This is a genomic window from Paraburkholderia sp. Ac-20340 (assembly GCF_017104965.1).
In the GTDB taxonomy this organism is placed as follows: Bacteria; Pseudomonadota; Gammaproteobacteria; order Burkholderiales; family Burkholderiaceae; genus Paraburkholderia.
In genome coordinates, this window is the sequence record NZ_JAAGPR010000003.1 from 113,165 (window position 1) to 129,800 (window position 16,636).

17 protein-coding genes are annotated in these 16,636 nt (G+C 66.1%); 14 read left to right on the forward strand and 3 right to left on the reverse strand.

The window, feature by feature from the left end; genetic code table 11:
* The first annotated feature begins 71 nt into the window (after positions 1 to 71).
* The 3 genes from G3N59_RS05725 (at position 72) to G3N59_RS05735 (ending at position 4,101) form a co-directional block, all read left to right on the forward strand.
* Entirely contained in the window at positions 72 to 2,168 is a 2,097-nt protein-coding gene (locus G3N59_RS05725) for a 3-hydroxyacyl-CoA dehydrogenase NAD-binding domain-containing protein (RefSeq protein WP_241023215.1), read from the forward strand.
* A 32-nt stretch (positions 2,169 to 2,200) separates the two neighbouring features.
* Entirely contained in the window at positions 2,201 to 2,848 is a 648-nt protein-coding gene (pncA, locus tag G3N59_RS05730) for a bifunctional nicotinamidase/pyrazinamidase (RefSeq protein ID WP_205981594.1), read from the forward strand.
* A 74-nt stretch (positions 2,849 to 2,922) separates the two neighbouring features.
* Positions 2,923 to 4,101: an acetyl-CoA C-acyltransferase gene (locus G3N59_RS05735; RefSeq protein ID WP_205981595.1), complete on the forward strand. Its 1,179-nt coding sequence runs from the start codon at positions 2,923 to 2,925 to the stop codon at positions 4,099 to 4,101.
* Between the two features lie 3 nt (positions 4,102 to 4,104).
* Here G3N59_RS05735 and G3N59_RS05740 read toward each other — a convergent pair whose 3' ends face one another.
* On the reverse strand, positions 4,105 to 4,503 hold the full coding sequence (locus G3N59_RS05740) for a hypothetical protein (RefSeq protein ID WP_205981596.1): 399 nt from the start codon (positions 4,501 to 4,503) through the stop codon (positions 4,105 to 4,107).
* Positions 4,504 to 4,686: 183 nt separating this feature from the next.
* Between G3N59_RS05740 and G3N59_RS05745 the strand changes: the two genes are divergently transcribed.
* The 6 genes from G3N59_RS05745 (at position 4,687) to G3N59_RS05770 (ending at position 10,067) form a co-directional block, all read left to right on the forward strand.
* A complete protein-coding gene (locus tag G3N59_RS05745; protein WP_205981597.1) occupies positions 4,687 to 6,150 on the forward strand; it encodes a PLP-dependent aminotransferase family protein in 1,464 nt (487 codons plus the stop codon).
* Positions 6,151 to 6,250: 100 nt separating this feature from the next.
* A complete protein-coding gene (locus G3N59_RS05750; protein WP_205981598.1) occupies positions 6,251 to 6,553 on the forward strand; it encodes a Dabb family protein in 303 nt (100 codons plus the stop codon).
* A gap of 8 nt (positions 6,554 to 6,561) precedes the next feature.
* Positions 6,562 to 7,044 carry a PaaI family thioesterase gene (locus G3N59_RS05755; protein WP_205981599.1) on the forward strand — a complete coding sequence of 161 codons (483 nt, stop codon included), beginning with the start codon at positions 6,562 to 6,564 and terminating at the stop codon, positions 7,042 to 7,044.
* 62 nt (positions 7,045 to 7,106) lie between these two features.
* Positions 7,107 to 8,105, forward strand: a complete 999-nt coding sequence (locus G3N59_RS05760; RefSeq protein ID WP_205981600.1) for an NADP-dependent oxidoreductase — start codon at positions 7,107 to 7,109, stop codon at positions 8,103 to 8,105.
* An 87-nt stretch (positions 8,106 to 8,192) separates the two neighbouring features.
* Positions 8,193 to 9,074 carry an SDR family oxidoreductase gene (locus G3N59_RS05765; protein ID WP_205981601.1) on the forward strand — a complete coding sequence of 294 codons (882 nt, stop codon included), beginning with the start codon at positions 8,193 to 8,195 and terminating at the stop codon, positions 9,072 to 9,074.
* Between the two features lie 30 nt (positions 9,075 to 9,104).
* Entirely contained in the window at positions 9,105 to 10,067 is a 963-nt protein-coding gene (locus G3N59_RS05770; protein WP_205981602.1) for an alpha/beta hydrolase, read from the forward strand.
* Between the two features lie 4 nt (positions 10,068 to 10,071).
* Here the strand turns inward: G3N59_RS05770 and G3N59_RS05775 are convergent, their stop codons facing one another.
* Entirely contained in the window at positions 10,072 to 10,917 is an 846-nt protein-coding gene (locus G3N59_RS05775) for an NRDE family protein (protein ID WP_205981603.1), read from the reverse strand.
* A 102-nt stretch (positions 10,918 to 11,019) separates the two neighbouring features.
* Complete coding sequence (locus tag G3N59_RS05780) at positions 11,020 to 12,033, reverse strand: folate-binding protein YgfZ (RefSeq protein WP_205981604.1); 1,014 nt, start codon at positions 12,031 to 12,033, stop codon at positions 11,020 to 11,022.
* Between the two features lie 77 nt (positions 12,034 to 12,110).
* On the opposite strand from G3N59_RS05780, the gene mltG reads away from it, so the two are divergent.
* The 5 genes from mltG to G3N59_RS05805 all read left to right on the forward strand — a co-directional run bounded on the left by mltG (position 12,111) and on the right by G3N59_RS05805 (position 16,503).
* Entirely contained in the window at positions 12,111 to 13,121 is a 1,011-nt protein-coding gene (mltG, locus tag G3N59_RS05785; protein ID WP_205981605.1) for an endolytic transglycosylase MltG, read from the forward strand.
* Positions 13,122 to 13,742, forward strand: coding sequence for a dTMP kinase (gene tmk, locus G3N59_RS05790; protein WP_205981606.1), 621 nt, complete (start codon positions 13,122 to 13,124; stop codon positions 13,740 to 13,742).
* A gap of 70 nt (positions 13,743 to 13,812) precedes the next feature.
* A complete protein-coding gene (locus G3N59_RS05795; protein WP_205981607.1) occupies positions 13,813 to 14,853 on the forward strand; it encodes a DNA polymerase III subunit delta' in 1,041 nt (346 codons plus the stop codon).
* A gap of 63 nt (positions 14,854 to 14,916) precedes the next feature.
* Positions 14,917 to 15,702, forward strand: a complete 786-nt coding sequence (locus G3N59_RS05800; protein WP_205981608.1) for a TatD family hydrolase — start codon at positions 14,917 to 14,919, stop codon at positions 15,700 to 15,702.
* A gap of 180 nt (positions 15,703 to 15,882) precedes the next feature.
* Positions 15,883 to 16,503: an ankyrin repeat domain-containing protein gene (locus G3N59_RS05805; RefSeq protein ID WP_241023233.1), complete on the forward strand. Its 621-nt coding sequence runs from the start codon at positions 15,883 to 15,885 to the stop codon at positions 16,501 to 16,503.
* Positions 16,504 to 16,636 lie beyond the last annotated feature (133 nt).

The following is a 16,636-nucleotide window of genomic DNA, read 5'->3' on the forward strand; positions in this document are numbered from 1 at the left end:
CTGCTGACCGGGAATGTCGGACAATGAAGCCGGCGACGCACAACGCGGCCCGCATGCATGGAGGCAGGCAAATGGTAGTGGACAACGCGGCAGTGATTTACACGACTCGCGACGGCGTCGCCGTCATCACGCTCAACAATCCGCCCGTCAACGGCCTGGGTCATTCGACCCGCACCGGCATCGTCGAGGGTCTGGCGCGCGCCAACAGCGATCCCGCGGTGACGGCCATCGTCATCACGGGCGCGGGCAAAGCCTTCTCGGGCGGCGCCGACATCACCGAATTCAACACGCCGAAGGCGACCCAGGAACCCACGCTCCACACCGTCATCAACGAAGTGGAAAAAAGCGCCAAGCCCGTCGTGGCCGCGATCCACAGCGTGGCGATGGGCGGCGGCCTGGAACTGGCGCTTGGCGCGCATTACCGCGTGGCGGCACCGGGCGCGCAGATCGCGCTGCCCGAAGTCAAGCTCGGCATTCTGCCGGGCGCGGGCGGCACGCAGCGTCTGCCGCGCGCCATCGGCCTCGAAGCCGCGCTCAACATGATCGTCAGCGGCGCGCCGGTGCCCAGCGAAAAGCTCGCGAAATCGGGCCTGTTCGACGCGATGATCGAAGGCGATCTGCTGACCGAAGCCGTCGCCTTCGCGCGCAAGGCCGCCGACAAGCAAGGCCCGCATCCGCTCGTGCGCCACCGCAAGATCGAGCATCCGAACGCCGAAGGCTTCCTGCAGTTCTCGCGCAACACCGTGGGCGCGATGTCGAAGAACTATCCGGCGCCGGTGAAGTGCATCGATGCGATCGCCGCAGGTGTGAAGCAGGGCTTCGACAAGGGCCTCGCCTACGAGCGCGAATGTTTCGTCGAACTCGTGCAGACGCCCGAATCGCACGCGCTGCGCCACGCCTTCTTCGGCGAACGCGCGGCGAGCAAGATTCCCGATGTGCCGTCGGGCACGCCCACGCGCGATATCCAGAAGATCGCGGTGATCGGCGCGGGCACCATGGGCGGCGGCATCACCATGAACTTCCTCAACGCGGGCGTGCCGGTCACGCTGCTGGAAACGAAGCAGGAAGCGCTCGATCGCGGCCTCGCCACGATCCGCAAGAACTACGAAGCGCAGGTCAAGAAGGGCAAGCTCACGCAGGAGAAGGTCGAAGCGCGCATGGCGCTGATCAGCCCGACGCTGTCCTATGACGACCTCAAGCAGGCCGACCTCATCATCGAAGCCGTGTTCGAAGAACTCGGCGTGAAAGAGCAGGTGTTCAAGCGCCTCGATGAAGTCGCCAAGCCTGGCGCGATTCTCGCCTCGAACACCTCGACGCTCGACGTCGACAAGATCGCCGCGTTCACGAAGCGTCCGCAGGACGTGGTCGGTCTGCACTTCTTCAGCCCGGCCAATGTGATGAAGCTGCTCGAAGTCGTGCGCGGCAAGGACACGGCCAAGGACGTGCTCGCCACGGTCATGCAGGTCGCGAAGAAGATCCGCAAGACGGCGGTGGTATCGGGCGTGTGCGATGGCTTTATCGGCAATCGCATGATCGAACAGTACGTGCGCCAGGCGCTCTATATGCTCGAAGAAGGCGCGCTGCCGGCGCAGGTCGATCGCGCGATCGAGAAGTTCGGTTTCGCGATGGGGCCGTTCCGCATGAGCGACCTCGCGGGCAACGACATCGGCTGGGCGATCCGCAAGCGCCGCTATCAGGAACAGCCGGACCTCAAGTATTCGAAGATCGCCGACCGCCTCTGCGAGACGGGCCGCTTCGGCCAGAAGACCGGCGCGGGCTGGTACGACTACAAGGCCGGCGAGCGCAACGCACTGCCTTCGAAGTTCGTGGACGACATGATCGTCGCGTATTCGAAGGAAGCGGGCACCGGGCGCCGCAAGATCAGCGACGACGAAATCGTCGAACGTCTGGTGTTCGCGCTGGCGAACGAAGGCGCGAAGATCGTCGAAGAAGGCATCGCGTCGAAGGCTTCGGACGTCGACATGGTTTATCTCACGGGCTACGGCTTCCCGCTGTGGCGCGGCGGCCCGATGCTCTACGCGGATACCGTCGGCCTCTACAACGTGGCGCGCGCCATCCGCCGCTACGCCGCCCAGCCGAACGGCGACGCGTGGGACATCGCGGCGTCGCTCGCCCGGCTGGCCGACGAGGGCGGCTCGTTCAACTGAACATCTGACCAGTTCAACATCGGACGGACATCATGAGAAGCGCAGACGACGTGCTCCTGTTGATCGACCTGCAATACGACTTCATGCCGGGCGGGGCGCTGGCCGTCGCGCGGGGCGACGAAGTCGTGCCGGTTGCCAACCGGCTCGCGCAGGGCTTCAGGCATGTGGTGCTCACGCAGGACTGGCACCCGGCGGAGCATGTGTCGTTTGCGGCGAATCATGCCGGCGATCATGGTCAACGCACGCCTTTCGAAACCCTCTCGCTGCCTTACGGCGAGCAGGTGTTGTGGCCCACGCACTGCGTGCAGGGCACCGAAGGCGCCGCGCTGCATCGCGATCTCGACGTGCCGCACGCCCGCGCGCTGATCCGCAAAGGCCATCACGCGGATGTCGACAGCTACTCGGCGTTTCTCGAAGCCGATCGCACGACGCCCACGGGTCTTGCGGGTTATCTGCGCGAGACCGGCGCGAAGCGCGTCTACTGCTGCGGCCTTGCGACCGACTATTGCGTCGCGTGGTCCGCGCTCGATGCGCGCGCTGCCGGCTTCGAAACCGTGCTGATCGAAGACGCCTCGCGCGCCATCGACCTGAACGGGTCGCTCGCCGCCGCGTGGGAGCAGCTGCAGGCGGCGGGCGTGAAGCGCGCGCAGTCGGCCGACGTGCTCGCGGGCACGGTTTGATCGCCATTCTGATGATGGTCTGATGTCTGGATTCGACACTATTCGCAGCATCCAAAATTCTGCTGGAGACACGCATGACTGACGCCGTAATCGTTTCGACTGCCCGCACGGCCCTCGCCAAATCCTGGAAGGGCGCTTTCAACATGACGCATGGCGCCACGCTCGGTGGCCATGTCACGCAAGCCGCCGTCGAGCGCGCGAAGATCGACCCCGCGCGCATCGAAGACGTGATCATGGGCTGCGCCAATCCCGAAGGCGCGACGGGCGCCAATATCGCGCGCCAGATCGCGCTGCGCGCAGGCCTGCCGGTTTCGGTGCCGGGCATGACGGTGAACCGCTTCTGTTCGTCGGGACTGCAAACCATTGCGCTGGCCGCGCAACGCGTGATCGCCGGTGAGGGCGATGTGTTCGTGGCAGGCGGCGTGGAGTCGATCTCGTGCGTGCAGAACGAGATGAACCGCCACATGATGGCCGAAGGCTGGCTCAACCAGCACAAGCCGGAAATCTACTGGAGCATGCTGCAGACGGCCGAAAACGTCGCGAAGCGCTACGAGATTTCGCGCGACCGTCAGGACGAGTACGGCGTGCAGTCGCAACTGCGCGCAGCGGCCGCTCAGGCCGCCGGTCTCTTCAACGACGAAATCGTGCCGATGACGGTGCTCGCCGGTGTCGGCGACAAGGCCACGGGCCAGCTGGTCACGAAGGAAGTGACGATTTCCGCCGACGAAGGCATTCGCGGCGACACCACGCTCGAAGGCGTGTCGAAGATCCGCACGGCGATGCCCGGCGGCGTGATCACGGCGGGCAACGCCAGCCAGTTCTCGGATGGCGCGAGCGCCTGCGTGGTGATGAACGCCAAGGTGGCGGAGCGCGAAGGCCTGCAGCCGCTCGGCATCTTCCGCGGCTTCGCGGTGGCTGGCTGCGAGCCGGACGAAATGGGTATCGGCCCGGTGTTCGCAGTGCCCAAACTGCTCAAGCAGGCAGGCCTGAAGGTCGAGGACATCGGCCTGTGGGAACTGAACGAAGCGTTCGCCGTGCAGGTGCTGTATTGCCGCGACAAGCTCGGCATTCCCGCCGATCGCCTCAACGTGAACGGCGGCGCGATCGCGGTCGGTCACCCGTATGGCGTGTCGGGCGCGCGTCTCACGGGCCATGCGCTGATCGAAGGCAAGCGCCGTGGCGCGAAGTTCGTCGTCGTGACGATGTGTATCGGCGGCGGGCAGGGCGCAGCGGGCCTGTTCGAAGTCGTCTAAGGCCTAACGCGAGGCGATATCGCTTCGCGGCGAGCGGGCGCGCAGCCACGCGCCCGCTCGCAGCAGGCGAGCCGCCATCGTTATCCAGGCGATGAGCGCAGTTTGCGGCGGCGCCTGCACCAGCAGACGCGCGCCATGCGGCTGCGCCGCGCGGATCGCATAGTGGTTGCGTTCGCTGGCGATATAGCGCTCGCCTTCATGCACAAGCAGCGTCTGTTCGGGCGCAAGCTGGCCGAGCGAAGCAAGCGCCCGATCGCGATAGCTGATGAGCAGTTCCCCCTCCACCGCCACGATCGCCGCACCGCGCCGCAATACGAGGGCGTGGCGCGCGCCGCGCGTCAGCGCGATGGGGCGGGTCTGGAGAGCGGGAACGCAATTTTCGGAGCGTGACGAGTCGTGCATGGTCGATATCCGGTCGGTGAAGCGAAGTCAGGCTCCCAGCTTAGGGATGCGCGCTCAGCCGCAACAGCCGCAGGGCGGGGCCAATCGTTGCGCTACAGCGCACGCGCGGCGCGGGCTGTACCGGTGCAATCGGCGCTGGCGTGTATCTGTCGCGGTACGTCGCGCCTCTGGCATCATCGATCGATGAACGTCTCCGACCAGCCTCTCTACCGGCAACTGGCCGGACATTACCGGCGCAGTATCGAAAGCGGCGTGCTGCGTCCCGGCGACCGCATGCCGTCGATGCGCGCCTTCATGCGCCAGCACGACGTCAGCCTCGCCACGGCCACCGAAAGCTATCGCGTGCTGGAGCGCGAAGCGCTGATCGAGGCGCGTCCGCGCGCGGGTTATTTCGTGCGCGCCACGGCCAGCACGCTGCCTGCCGCGCGCGAGCCCAACTGGCAGGAAAGCGCCGCCGAACCGCAGTTCGTGGCGCAATTCGTCGGCATTCACGCGAATATTTCGGCGCTCGTCGCGCGCTGGCAGCAGGTGCCGGATGCGCTCAATCTGGGCGGCGTCACCGCCGCCGACGCGCTCTTTCCCGGCGAAGCGCTGCAGAAGATCGCCGTGCGCACGCTGCGCCATCGGCCCGATCTGCTGACTTCGCCCGGCCACGAGCGCGGCGATCCGCGTCTGCGCGCCGTGATCGCTCGCCGCGCGCTCGCCGCTGGCTTCACCGTCCATCCCGACGAGATCGTCATGACCCACGGCGGCATCGAGGCCGTCAATCTCGCGCTGCGCGCCGTCACGCAGCCCGGCGATACGGTCGCCGTCGAATCGCCGTGTTTCTACGGGCTGTTGCAGGTGCTCGAAAGCCTCGGCCTGCGCGCACTCGAAATTCCCGCGAGCCCGACCACTGGTTTGTCGGTCGACGCGCTCGATTTCGCGCTGCGCCAGCAGGCGGGCGTGAAAGCGCTGGTGGTGGTGCCGCATCTGCAGAATCCGCTGGGCTGCGTGATGCCCGACGCGCACAAGCAGCGCATCGTCGAGCTATGCGCGCAGGCGGGCGTGGCCGTGATCGAGGACGATCCGTATCGCGAACTGGTGGAAAGCGAAACGCCGCCGCGCGCGCTCAAGTCCTGGGACACGCAGGGTGTCGTGATCCATTGCACGTCGTTCAACAAGACGCTTGCGCCTGGCATGCGGGTGGGCTGGATGGCGGGCGGCCGCTGGCATTCGCGCATCGCGATGCTCAAGTTCGCGCAGTCGCGCCTGAACGAGCCGCTGTCGCAAGCGGTGCTCGCCGAATTTTTGCAGAGCCAGGCGCACGAACGCCATCTGCGCCGCTTGCGCGAACGCCTTGCGCTGCAACGCGCGCGCATGGCGCAGGGCATCGGCGCTGGGTTTCCCGACGGCACGCGCTTCACGCCGCCGGCCGGCGGCATGGCGTTCTGGATCGAGTTGCCGAAAGGCGTCGAGTCGATGGCGCTCTTCGACGCCGCATTGGCCGAACGCATCCGCATCATGCCCGGTACGGTGTTCTCGAATTCGGGCCGATTCGACCGGTTTATCCGCATCAGTTGTCCGGGTCCCGACCCGCAAAGCGCCGATGCCGCGCTGGCGCGCATCGGTGCGATTGCGCATCGCCTCGCGGCGCAGGGACGCTGAAGCCATGGCCTTCGCCTCGCGCTATGCGCGGTTATGATGACGGCAGTTTCGCGCCTCGATGGCGCGGTTTCCGTTCAAGTCAGACAGAAAAGGTGATTACGTGATTCGTCATATCGTGATGTGGAAGCTCAAGGAATCGGCCGAAGGCGCGTCGCGCGCGGAAAACGTCGCGAAGTTCCGCACGCTGCTCGAAGGTTGCCGCGATCTCGTGCCCGGCACGCTCCATCTCGAAGTGGGTCTCGCAGGCGAGGGCCTCGAATCGACTTACGACCTCGTGCTCGTCTCCGATTTCGCCGATAAGGCCGCACTCGACGCCTACCAGGTTCACCCCGAGCATCAGAAGGTCAAAGACTTCGCGAAGCGCGTGGTCGAGACGCGCCAGTGCGTCGATTACAACGCGTGATGCCCGCCATGACTGTCGATACGCAATCCGCAAACCCGCCGCCCACGATCGAAAGCCCGTTCGTCGATGAACTGGGCGCGCAACTCGTGAGCGCGCGCGACGGCGCAAGCGAAGTGCTGCTGACGCTCGCGCCGCGCCACATGAATACGTGGCAGGTCGTGCACGGCGGCGTGACCATGACGCTCGCCGATATCGCGCTGGCCATGGCCGCGCGCAGCGTGGCTGGCGATGGCGTGGGCGTCGTCACCGTCGAAATGAAAGTGAACTTCATGCAGCCCGGGCGCGGCGAATTGCGCGCGTTCGGCCGCGTGCTGCACCGCTCGACCACGATGGCCTATTGCGAAGGCGAGATCCGCGATAGCGAAGGCCATTTCGTCGCCAAGGCGCTCGGCACGTTCAAGTACATGCGGCGTCTGGCCGTGGGCCGCGACGTCGTGCGCCAGCGCCTGCGCAGCGACCCCGACGCCACGCCTGGCCCGAGCGACGGCTGAGCCGCGCGTTCGTTCCGTTTCCAAACCGCGCGGCAAGCGCCGCGCTTTCCATCACCGATCCCATGACCCAGACCAATCGCCAGATCCTGCTCGCGTCGCGCCCCGAAGGCGTTGCCAGCGTCGATAACTTCCGTCTCGTCGAAACGCCGCTCGCGCCGCTCGCGCAGGGTCAGGTGCGCGTGCGCAATCACTGGCTCTCGCTCGACCCGTATATGCGCGGGCGCATGAGCGACAGCAAGTCCTACGCCGCGCCGCAACCGCTCGATGCCGTGATGATCGGCGGGACCTCGGGCGAAGTGGTCGAATCGCTGAACCCGAAGTTCAAGGTGGGCGACAAGGTGGTCGGCATGGCCGGCTGGCAGGAATTCGGCACCTCGGACGGCAGCGATATGCATGTCGTCGATACGACGCACGTGCCGCTGTCCGCGTATCTCGGGCCGGTCGGCATGCCGGGCGTGACCGCCTGGTATGGCCTGAACGGCATCATCGCGCCGCAGGCCGGGCAGACCGTGGTGGTGAGCGCAGCCAGCGGCGCGGTGGGTAGCGTCGTCGGTCAACTGGCCAAGCGCGCGGGCTGCCGTGCGGTGGGTATCGCGGGCGGCGCGGAAAAATGCCGCTATGTGGTGGAAGAATTGGGCTTCGACGCCTGCGTCGACTACAAGGCCGGCAATCTCTATCAGGATCTCAAGAACGCGACGCCCGACGGCGTGGACGGCTACTTCGAGAACGTCGGCGGCGCGGTGCTCGACGCCACGCTCGCCCGCATGAACGCGTTCGGCCGCATCGCCGTGTGCGGCATGATCGCGGGCTACGACGGCGAGCCGGTGCCGCTCAAGTATCCGCAACTGATCCTCACGCAGCGTCTGCTGGTGCAGGGCTTTATCGTCTCCGAACATATGGATGTGTGGGCGAAGGCGCTGTCCGAACTCGGCGGCCTTGTCGCGCAGAAAAAGCTGGTTTATCGCGAGACCGTGGCCGAAGGCCTGGAAAACGCGCCCAGCGCATTCCTCGGCATGCTCAAGGGGCAGAACTTCGGCAAGCAGCTCGTCAAGCTGATCTGACGCAGCGCGCACGGAACAGGTCGGCCGGATACGCCGGCTTGTTCTTTTTATTGCCTATGTAGTGCTAACCAATCACAAGGAGACGCGATGTCCGATCCGTTCCAGTTCGAAGGCCGCGTGGCCGTCATCACCGGCGCCGCCAGCGGTTTTGGCCGCGCGTTCGCGCAACAGGCCGCGGCGCTCGGCATGAAGCTCGTGCTCGCCGATGTCGATGCCGACGCGCTCGACGCCGTCGTGACCACGATGCGCGAGCAGGGCGCCGAGGCGATCGGCGTGCGTACCGATGTGCGCGATCCGGCGCAAGTCGATGCGCTCGCCAAGGCCACGCTCGATACCTACGGCAAGGTTCATCTGCTCTTCAACAACGCGGGCGTGGGCACGGGCGGCTTCGTGTGGGAAAGCAGCGCGAAGGACTGGGACTGGGTGTTCGGCGTCAACGTGATGGGCGTGGCCAACGGCGTGCGCAGCTTCACGCCCGCAATGCTCGCGCAGGGCGAGCGCGCGCATATCGTCAATACGGCTTCGGTGGCCGGGCTGCTCGCGCCATCGGCGATGGCCGTTTATAACGCCTCCAAGCACGCGGTGGTGGCGTTGACCGAAACGCTCTATCACGACCTGAGAAATGTGGGCACGCAGGTCAGTTGTTCGCTGCTGTGTCCGGCCTTCGTGCCGACCGGCATCGCCCACGCCGAGCGCAGCCGTCCCGACGATCTGCGCAACGACGCGCCGCCCACGCGCTCGCAGCAGGCCGCCGATCTGCAACTGCAGCGCGCGGTGCGCTCGGGCCGCCTCACGCCCGACGACGTCGCCAAGGCCACCTTCGATGCCGTGCGCGACGGCCGCTTTTATATCCTCACGCATCCGGGCATACTCGCTTCGGTCAAGCTGCGTCACGAAGATATCGAGACGCTGCGCAATCCCACCGATCCGCTCTCGCTCAAGCCCGAAGTCAAGGAGGCGCGCGCGTAGCAGCGTTCAGACTGGACTCACCGTAAGCCTATGCCGCTCAACGCGAAGATCGCGCTCGTTCTCGACATGGTGGCCCGCGCGGGCCGCAAGCCGTATCACGAACTCACGCCGCAGGCGGCACGCGCAGCTTACGAAAAGAGCGCATCGGTGCTGGAGATTCCTGCCGCGCCGATGCATTCGGTCGAAGATATCGATGTGCCGGTGCGCGATGGCGCGACGATCCGCGCACGGCTTTATCAGCCCGCCGAGCCGCAATGGTCCGAGCCGTTGCCGGCGCTGGTGTATTTTCACGGCGGCGGCTTCACGGTCGGCAGCGTCGATACGCACGACGCGCTGTGCCGCATGTTCGCGCGCGACGCGCGTTGCGCGGTGCTGTCGGTCGATTACCGGCTCGCGCCGGAGCACCGTTTCCCCACCGCAGTGAACGACGCCTTCGACGCATACGCGTGGCTGCACGCGCATGCTGCCGAATTCGCGATCGATCCGGCGCGCCTGGCCGTAGGCGGCGACAGCGCGGGCGGCACGCTCGCGACGGTGTGCGCCGTGCTCGCACGCGACGCGGGCATCGCGCCGCGGCTGCAAATGCTGATCTATCCGGGCACGGACAGCCATCAGCAAACGCAGTCGCATCGGCGTCTGGCGCAAGGTTATCTGCTGGAAGCGCCCACGATCCAGTGGTTCTTCAATCATTACGTGCGCGATGCGTCCGATCGCGAGGACTGGCGTTTCGCGCCGCTCGACGGTACGCGCGGCGCGCCCGATTTTCATGGCGTGCCGCCCGCGTGGATCGCGGTGGCGGAGTTCGATCCGCTCGTCGATGAAGGTGTTGCGTATGCGCAGAAGCTGCGCGCCGCCGGCAACGATGTGACGCTCGTGCACTACGACGGCATGGTCCACGAGTTCTTCAAGCTGGGCGCTTTCGTGGACGAAGCGCGGCGCGCGCAAGGCGACGCCGCGCAGGCGCTGGTAGAAGCGTTCGAGCGCGCGGCGTAGTCGTTCAGGCTTGATCGAAACTGGCGACGGTCGCGTTCACCGTATAGCGTTCGCGGCGCTCGAAGCCGCCCGGACGCTTGATGCGATGCGAGCCATCGTCGTCGCTGCGCTCGCAGGTTTGCACATCGAGCCGATCGCCGTTCACGCGCACGCGCAGCGCCGTGGTGCCGCGCGTGCCGTAGTCGGGTGTATCGATAAACGCCGCTGAAAGCGCGCGCTCGCGCTCCAGCGGAATGCCGGTGGCGGGCAAGTCGGCGTCGGGTGCGATGCGCGGGTCGCGCATCATGTCGATCAACTGATCTAGCGGAACCTCTGGACCGTTCGCGACCTGCTGCGCGAGTTCGGCGCGCTTGTGCACGAGCTTGGGCCAGGGCGTATCGAGCACGGCGTTGGAAATCCCGTGGGTGCCTTCGGGCAGCAGCGTGGGCACACGCTCGCCGCGATTGCAGTACCAGGCGAGTTCGCGCCGCGTCCAGTCGCCGATCACCAGATTGAAGCCGTTGTACATGTCGCCGTCGCGCGCCACGGCTTCGAGATAACCGAGCGGGGTATCGGCGAGATCGGGCGCGCCGGTCAGCCAGCGCGAGACCAGCGTGCCGCGCGTGGGCGCGTCGGGGCGCATTTCATGCGGCGCGCGGTAATTGGTGAGGGCGGCGAAGCGCCCGCCGCGCGTCATGCCGAGCCACGTGCCGCCACCGACCAGATCGCGGCCCGCCAGCACGTCGGGCGCGTCGTCCCACCATTGCAGCGGTGCGGCGGTACGGCGCAGGAATTCGTCGCGGTTGGCCGCGAGCGTGAAGAGCGCGCCGTCGCTTGCGCGCGGCCGCCAGTCAAAAACGATCAGGCACATCGCGCGCGGTCTCCTCGATGGCTATTTTTTTGCGCGAACCAACCCGTGCGCGGGCAAGCTGTAAAGCGCGCCCGGCGCACGAGTGATACCGCCGTCAAAAACTCAGACTTCCGTGGGCAGCGCGTAGGGCAGCGGCAGGATGCGCAGCGCCGGGCCTTCGGCCGAACCCAGATGCACGCTGCCCGATTCGAGCGCCGCCAGCTTGATCTCGGCGAGCAGATCGACGAGGCCTTCCGGCGCGGCCGCTGCGTTCACGATCATGCCGCAGGGCTGGCCCGGATCATCCGAGTGGAACAGTTCGACGCCCGCATGCGCGGCGTCGAGACCGGCCGCGACGCTCGCCAGGGCCGTGCGGCGCTTGATGGTGCCGCGATACTGGCTGCGCGCGACCACTTCCTGGCCCGGATAGCAGCCTTTCTTGAAGTTCACGCCGCCGAGCACGTCGTAGTTCACCATCTGCGGGACGAACTGTTCGCTGACCGCCTGGGTGATGCGCGGCTCGCCCGCGCGGATGTCGAGCCAGTCCCACACCGTGGACGGCACGGCCTTGAGTTCGCCTTCGAGCGTGGCGAGTTTCGCCTCGACGGCTTCCTTCGGGCCAACCCACAGATAGCGCAGACGGCCAGCCGCATCGGGCAGGCGGATCAGCGTACCGGCCGGATCGTCCACTTTCACGTGCACGCCATCGGGCAGCGCGTCGAACACGCGCGCCAGCGCGCCGCGCACGTCACCGGCCAGACCGACCACGAGCAGCTTGTCGGTATCGTCGGTGAGTTTGGCTTTGGCGCGCAGCACGAACATCGACAGGCGCTTTTGCACGCTGGCCTGCACGTCCTTCGAAAGCATCAGGCGGATCGTTTCGCCGCTTTTCCAGGTGAGAAACGAGGCGAGCAGGCGGCCTTTGGCCGAGCAGTAGCCGGCGAGGCGCGCGCCCGCGACATCGAGATGCTGGACGTCGTTGGTGAGCTGGCCGTGCAGGAAGCTGGCAGCGTCGTCGCCATTGGCGTCGATCACGCCGAACTGCGGCAGTATCGCGTAGGCGCCGCCCTGGAGGACGGCGTCGAAATCGGCTGCGGACGGGGCGTCCGGGGTTACGTGAGCGAGCGGTGCGTTCATGGATTCGGGGAACAGTCAATCCTGACTTTAGCGAGGGCAAGCGGTTATTATATGAGGTCCCCCAGAGTCATGTTTCCATGTCCCTCCTGAAGAAATGCCTTGCCGCGGGCGCAGCGCTCGTCGTGCTCGGCGCAGCCGCCGCGGGCGGCGTTGCATATTGGGCCACGCGGCCGATTCCGCTGGCCGTCCAGCAGCTCGACGTCACCATCAAGCCGCACAGTTCGGTGCGCAGCGTCACCACGCAGTTGCGGCGCGGCGGCGTACCGGTCCAGCCCCAGTTGTTCGTGCTGATGACGCGCGTGCTCGGGCTGCAAAGCCAGCTCAAATCGGGCAATTACGAGTTCAAGGCGGGCATCACGCCTTATGAAGTGCTGCAGAAGATGGCGCTTGGCGACGTCAACGAATATGTCGCGACCATCATCGAAGGCTGGACCTTCAAACATATGCGCCAGGAACTCGACGCCAATCCGGCGCTGAGCCACGACACCGCCGCCATGACCGACGCGCAGCTGCTTGCCGCGATCGGCGCGCCGCCCGCACCGCAGGGCAGCGGCGAAGGCCTGTTCTTCCCGGATACGTATCTGTTCGACAAGGGTTCGAGCGATCTCGACGTCTACCGCCGCGCCTACAAGGTGATGCAGACGCATCTGAACGAAGTCTGGGCCGCGCGCGCGCCGGGTCTGCCGCTGAAGTCGCCTTACGAGGCGCTCACGCTGGCGTCGCTGGTCGAAAAGGAAACCGGCAAGGCGGGCGATCGCGCCCAGGTGGCCGCGGTGTTCACCAATCGTCTGAAGGTAGGCATGCCGCTGCAGACCGATCCGTCCGTGATCTACGGGATGGGCGAGAGCTACATGGGGCGTCTGCACAAGCGCGATCTGCAGATCGACACTCTTTACAATACGTACCTGCGCCTCGGGCTGCCGCCGACTCCAATCGCGCTGCCCGGCGCCGCCTCGCTACAGGCGGCGCTCAATCCCGCCGCGACCGCCGCGCTCTATTTCGTGGCGCGCGGGGATGGCAGCAGCGTTTTTTCTGACAATCTCGTCGACCATAACAAGGCCGTCGATAAGTACATCCGGGGTAACTAAATGGCGCGGGGCCGATTCATCACGTTCGAAGGCATTGACGGTGCGGGCAAGACCACGCATCTGGCCTGGTTTCGCGAACAGCTCGAGCAGAAGCTCGCGGCCGCCGGCCGCACGGTCGTCATGACGCGCGAGCCGGGCGGCACGGAGATGGGCGAGAAGTTGCGCGACATCCTGCTCAACGAGCCGATGGACCTCGAAACCGAGGCGCTGCTGATGTTCGCGGCGCGCCGCGAGCATCTGGCCCGCGTGATCGAGCCGGCGCTCGCACGCGGCGACTGGGTGCTGTCCGACCGCTTCACCGACGCGACCTTCGCCTACCAGGGCGGCGGGCGCGGTCTGCCGCGCGACAAGCTCGAAACGCTGGAGCGCTGGGTGCAGGGCGGCTTTCAGCCCGATCTGACGATCCTGTTCGATATCGAACCGGAAACCGCCAGCGAGCGTCGTGGCGCCGCGCGCGCGCCGGATCGCTTCGAAAGCGAAACCGATGCGTTTTTCACGCGTACGCGCACCGAGTATCTGCGCCGTGCCGAAGAAGCGCCGTACCGCTTTGCGATCGTCGATTCGTCGCAGAGCATCGAAGACATCCGCCGCAAGCTCGAACAGGTGATCGGCACGCTCTGAGCGCGCTGTCACGCGGCTCCACACACGGCTTCACACGCGGCTTCATTCGCCTAACTGGTTGATTCGACACATGATCTATCCCTGGCAAACCGGAGACTGGCAGCGCCTCCAGCAACTGCGCAGCCACTGGCCGCACGCGCTGCTGCTGCACGGCCAGGCCGGCATCGGCAAGCTCCAGTTCGCTCAGCATCTGGCCAAAGGGCTGCTGTGCGAAGCGGCGCACGCGGACGGCCAGCCGTGCGGGACGTGCCCCGCCTGCACCTGGTTCGCGCAGGGCAATCACCCCGATTACCGCGTGGTGGTGCCCGAGGCGCTGGCCGGTCTGGTCGGCCCGTCGGCCGCGGATGAAAGCGACGCGAAGGCCGATAAGGCCGATGGCGACGAAGGCAAGAAAACGCGCACGCCCAGCAAGGAAATCCGCATCGAGCAGGTGCGTGCGCTGCTGGACTTCACGAGCGTGGGGTCGCATCGCGGCGGCTCGCGCGTGGTCGTGCTGTATCCGGCGGAAGCGCTCAACGTCGCGGCCGCCAACGCGCTGCTGAAGACGCTCGAAGAGCCGCCTGCGAGCGTGGTGTTCGTGCTGGTGTCGGCGCGCATCGACCGCTTGCTGCCCACCATCATCAGCCGATGCCGCCAGTGGCCGATGGGCACGCCCGCGCCGCAGGAAGCGCAGGCGTGGCTCGCGCAGCAGGGCGTGGACGATCCGGCCGGTCTGCTCGCGGAAGCGGGCGGCGCGCCGCTCGCGGCGCTTGCGCTCGCCAGCGACGAAAACCGCACGCTGCGCGACTGGACGCTCACGCAACTGGCTGCCGGCCCGAACTGCGACGCCTTCGCCTGTGGCGAAACGCTGCAAAAGCTGCCGGTGCCGCTCGTGCTGGGCTGGCTGCAACGCTGGGCCTACGATCTGCTCGCCGAACGCACGGCGGGACGCCCGCGCTATTACCCGCAATCGGCCGATGCGCTGGCGCGCTGCGCGGCGAAGCTCGACGCGCCCGCACTCGCGCGCTATCTCAAGACCGTGACGCGGCAACGCGCCGTCGAGAACCATCCGCTGAATGCGCGCCTCGTGTTCGAGGAGCTTTTTCTCGGCTATCGTGAGATGTTCGCCTGAGCGCGGCTCGGCGCTTTTCACCGTTTTTTTCGTCGTTTTCAGTCTTTATTCGCAGGACCGCCCATGTTTGTCGATTCGCATTGCCACATCAATTTCGAGGGCCTGGCCGACCGCCTGCCCGAGGTGCTCGAGAACATGCGCGCGCAGGACGTGACGCACGCGCTGTGCGTCTCGGTCGATCTGGAGACGCTGCCTTCGGTGCTCGATATCGCCAGCCGTTTCGAGAACGTCTACGCCTCGGTGGGCGTGCATCCCGACCACGAAGACGTGCAGGAACCCTCGGTCGCCGATCTCGTGGAACTGGCGAAGCATCCGAAAGTGGTGGCGATCGGCGAAACGGGGCTCGATTACTACCGGCTGGGCGAGCGCACCATCGACGATATGGAATGGCAGCGCGAGCGTTTTCGCAATCACATCCGCGCGGCGCACGCGACCGGCAAGCCGCTGATCATCCACACGCGCGCGTCTTCCGACGACACGCTGCGGATCATGGAAGAAGAGCAGGCGGGCGTGCCAGGCGGCGTGATGCACTGCTTCACGGAACCGTGGGCCATCGCCGAACGCGCAATCGCCCAGAATTTTTACATTTCGCTGTCGGGTATCGTGACGTTCAAGAGCGCGACCGAGGTGCAGGACGTGGCGCGCCGCGTGCCGATCGAGCGTTTGCTGATCGAAACGGACTCGCCGTATCTGGCGCCGGTGCCGTATCGCGGCAAACCGAATGAACCTGCGTACGTAAGCCATGTCGGAAGATACATTGCCCAGCAACGCGGATTGCCGGACGCCGAACTCGGCGCTGCTACCACGCAGAATTTTTTCCGGCTGTTCAAGATTCCGGCTCCGGTCTGAAACGGGACCGCAGCGGCCCGCGTGCCGGCAATGTTGCTTGTATTTCGTTTGTTATCAATCAGATATCGAATAACGTAAAGGCCTGACATGAACCTGAATTCGCTGACGTCCACCGTCCACGCCACGTCCGCACCGCGCGCCGCCGGCCTGCGCAGCCTCGCTGCCGCGCTCGCCATCGGCATGGGTGCCGCCTTCTTCGCGAGCGCGCCGGCCTATGCCGCGCCGATCGACTCGCTCGTGAAGGGCGTGAAGTTCGACGACGACAAGGGCGTCGCCAAGGACATCGCCAACGGCCAGGACCCGAACGCCACCGACGACCAGGGCATGCCGCTGCTCGTGCTGGCTGCGCGCGAAAAGTCGGACAAGGTTGCCGCGCTGCTGCTCGACAATCCGAACACCAAGATCAATATCGAAGACAAGGCCGGCGAAAACGCGCTGATGCTGGCCTCGCTCAACGGCGACGTCGATCTCGTCAAGCTGCTCATCACCAAGGGCGCGAACGTCAATAAACCGGGCTGGACGCCGCTGCATTACGCCGCTGCAAACGGCAACGACGACGTGGCGAAGCTGCTGATCGGCTATTCGGCCGATGTGAACGCGCCGTCGCCCAACGGCACCACGCCGCTGATGATGGCCGCGCGCGGCGACCATATGACCACCGCGAAGCTGCTGCTCGACCATGGCGCGAATCTGCAGACCAAGAACCAGATCGGCATGAACGCGCTCGATTTCGCCAAGCAGTACAAGGCGCCGGATGCGATCAAGGATCTGTCGGCGCGCATGGGTCAGGCCGCGCAATAATTCGGCTCATTATCACCACGCAGGACGGGCTCGAGCCCAGGCTCGCAGCCCGCGTTTGACGGCGCAGATGGCGCCGCGCGCAGCGCGCCGCACGGCTGTCCCGGAAAACAGTGCACAATAGCGGGATTGCCCC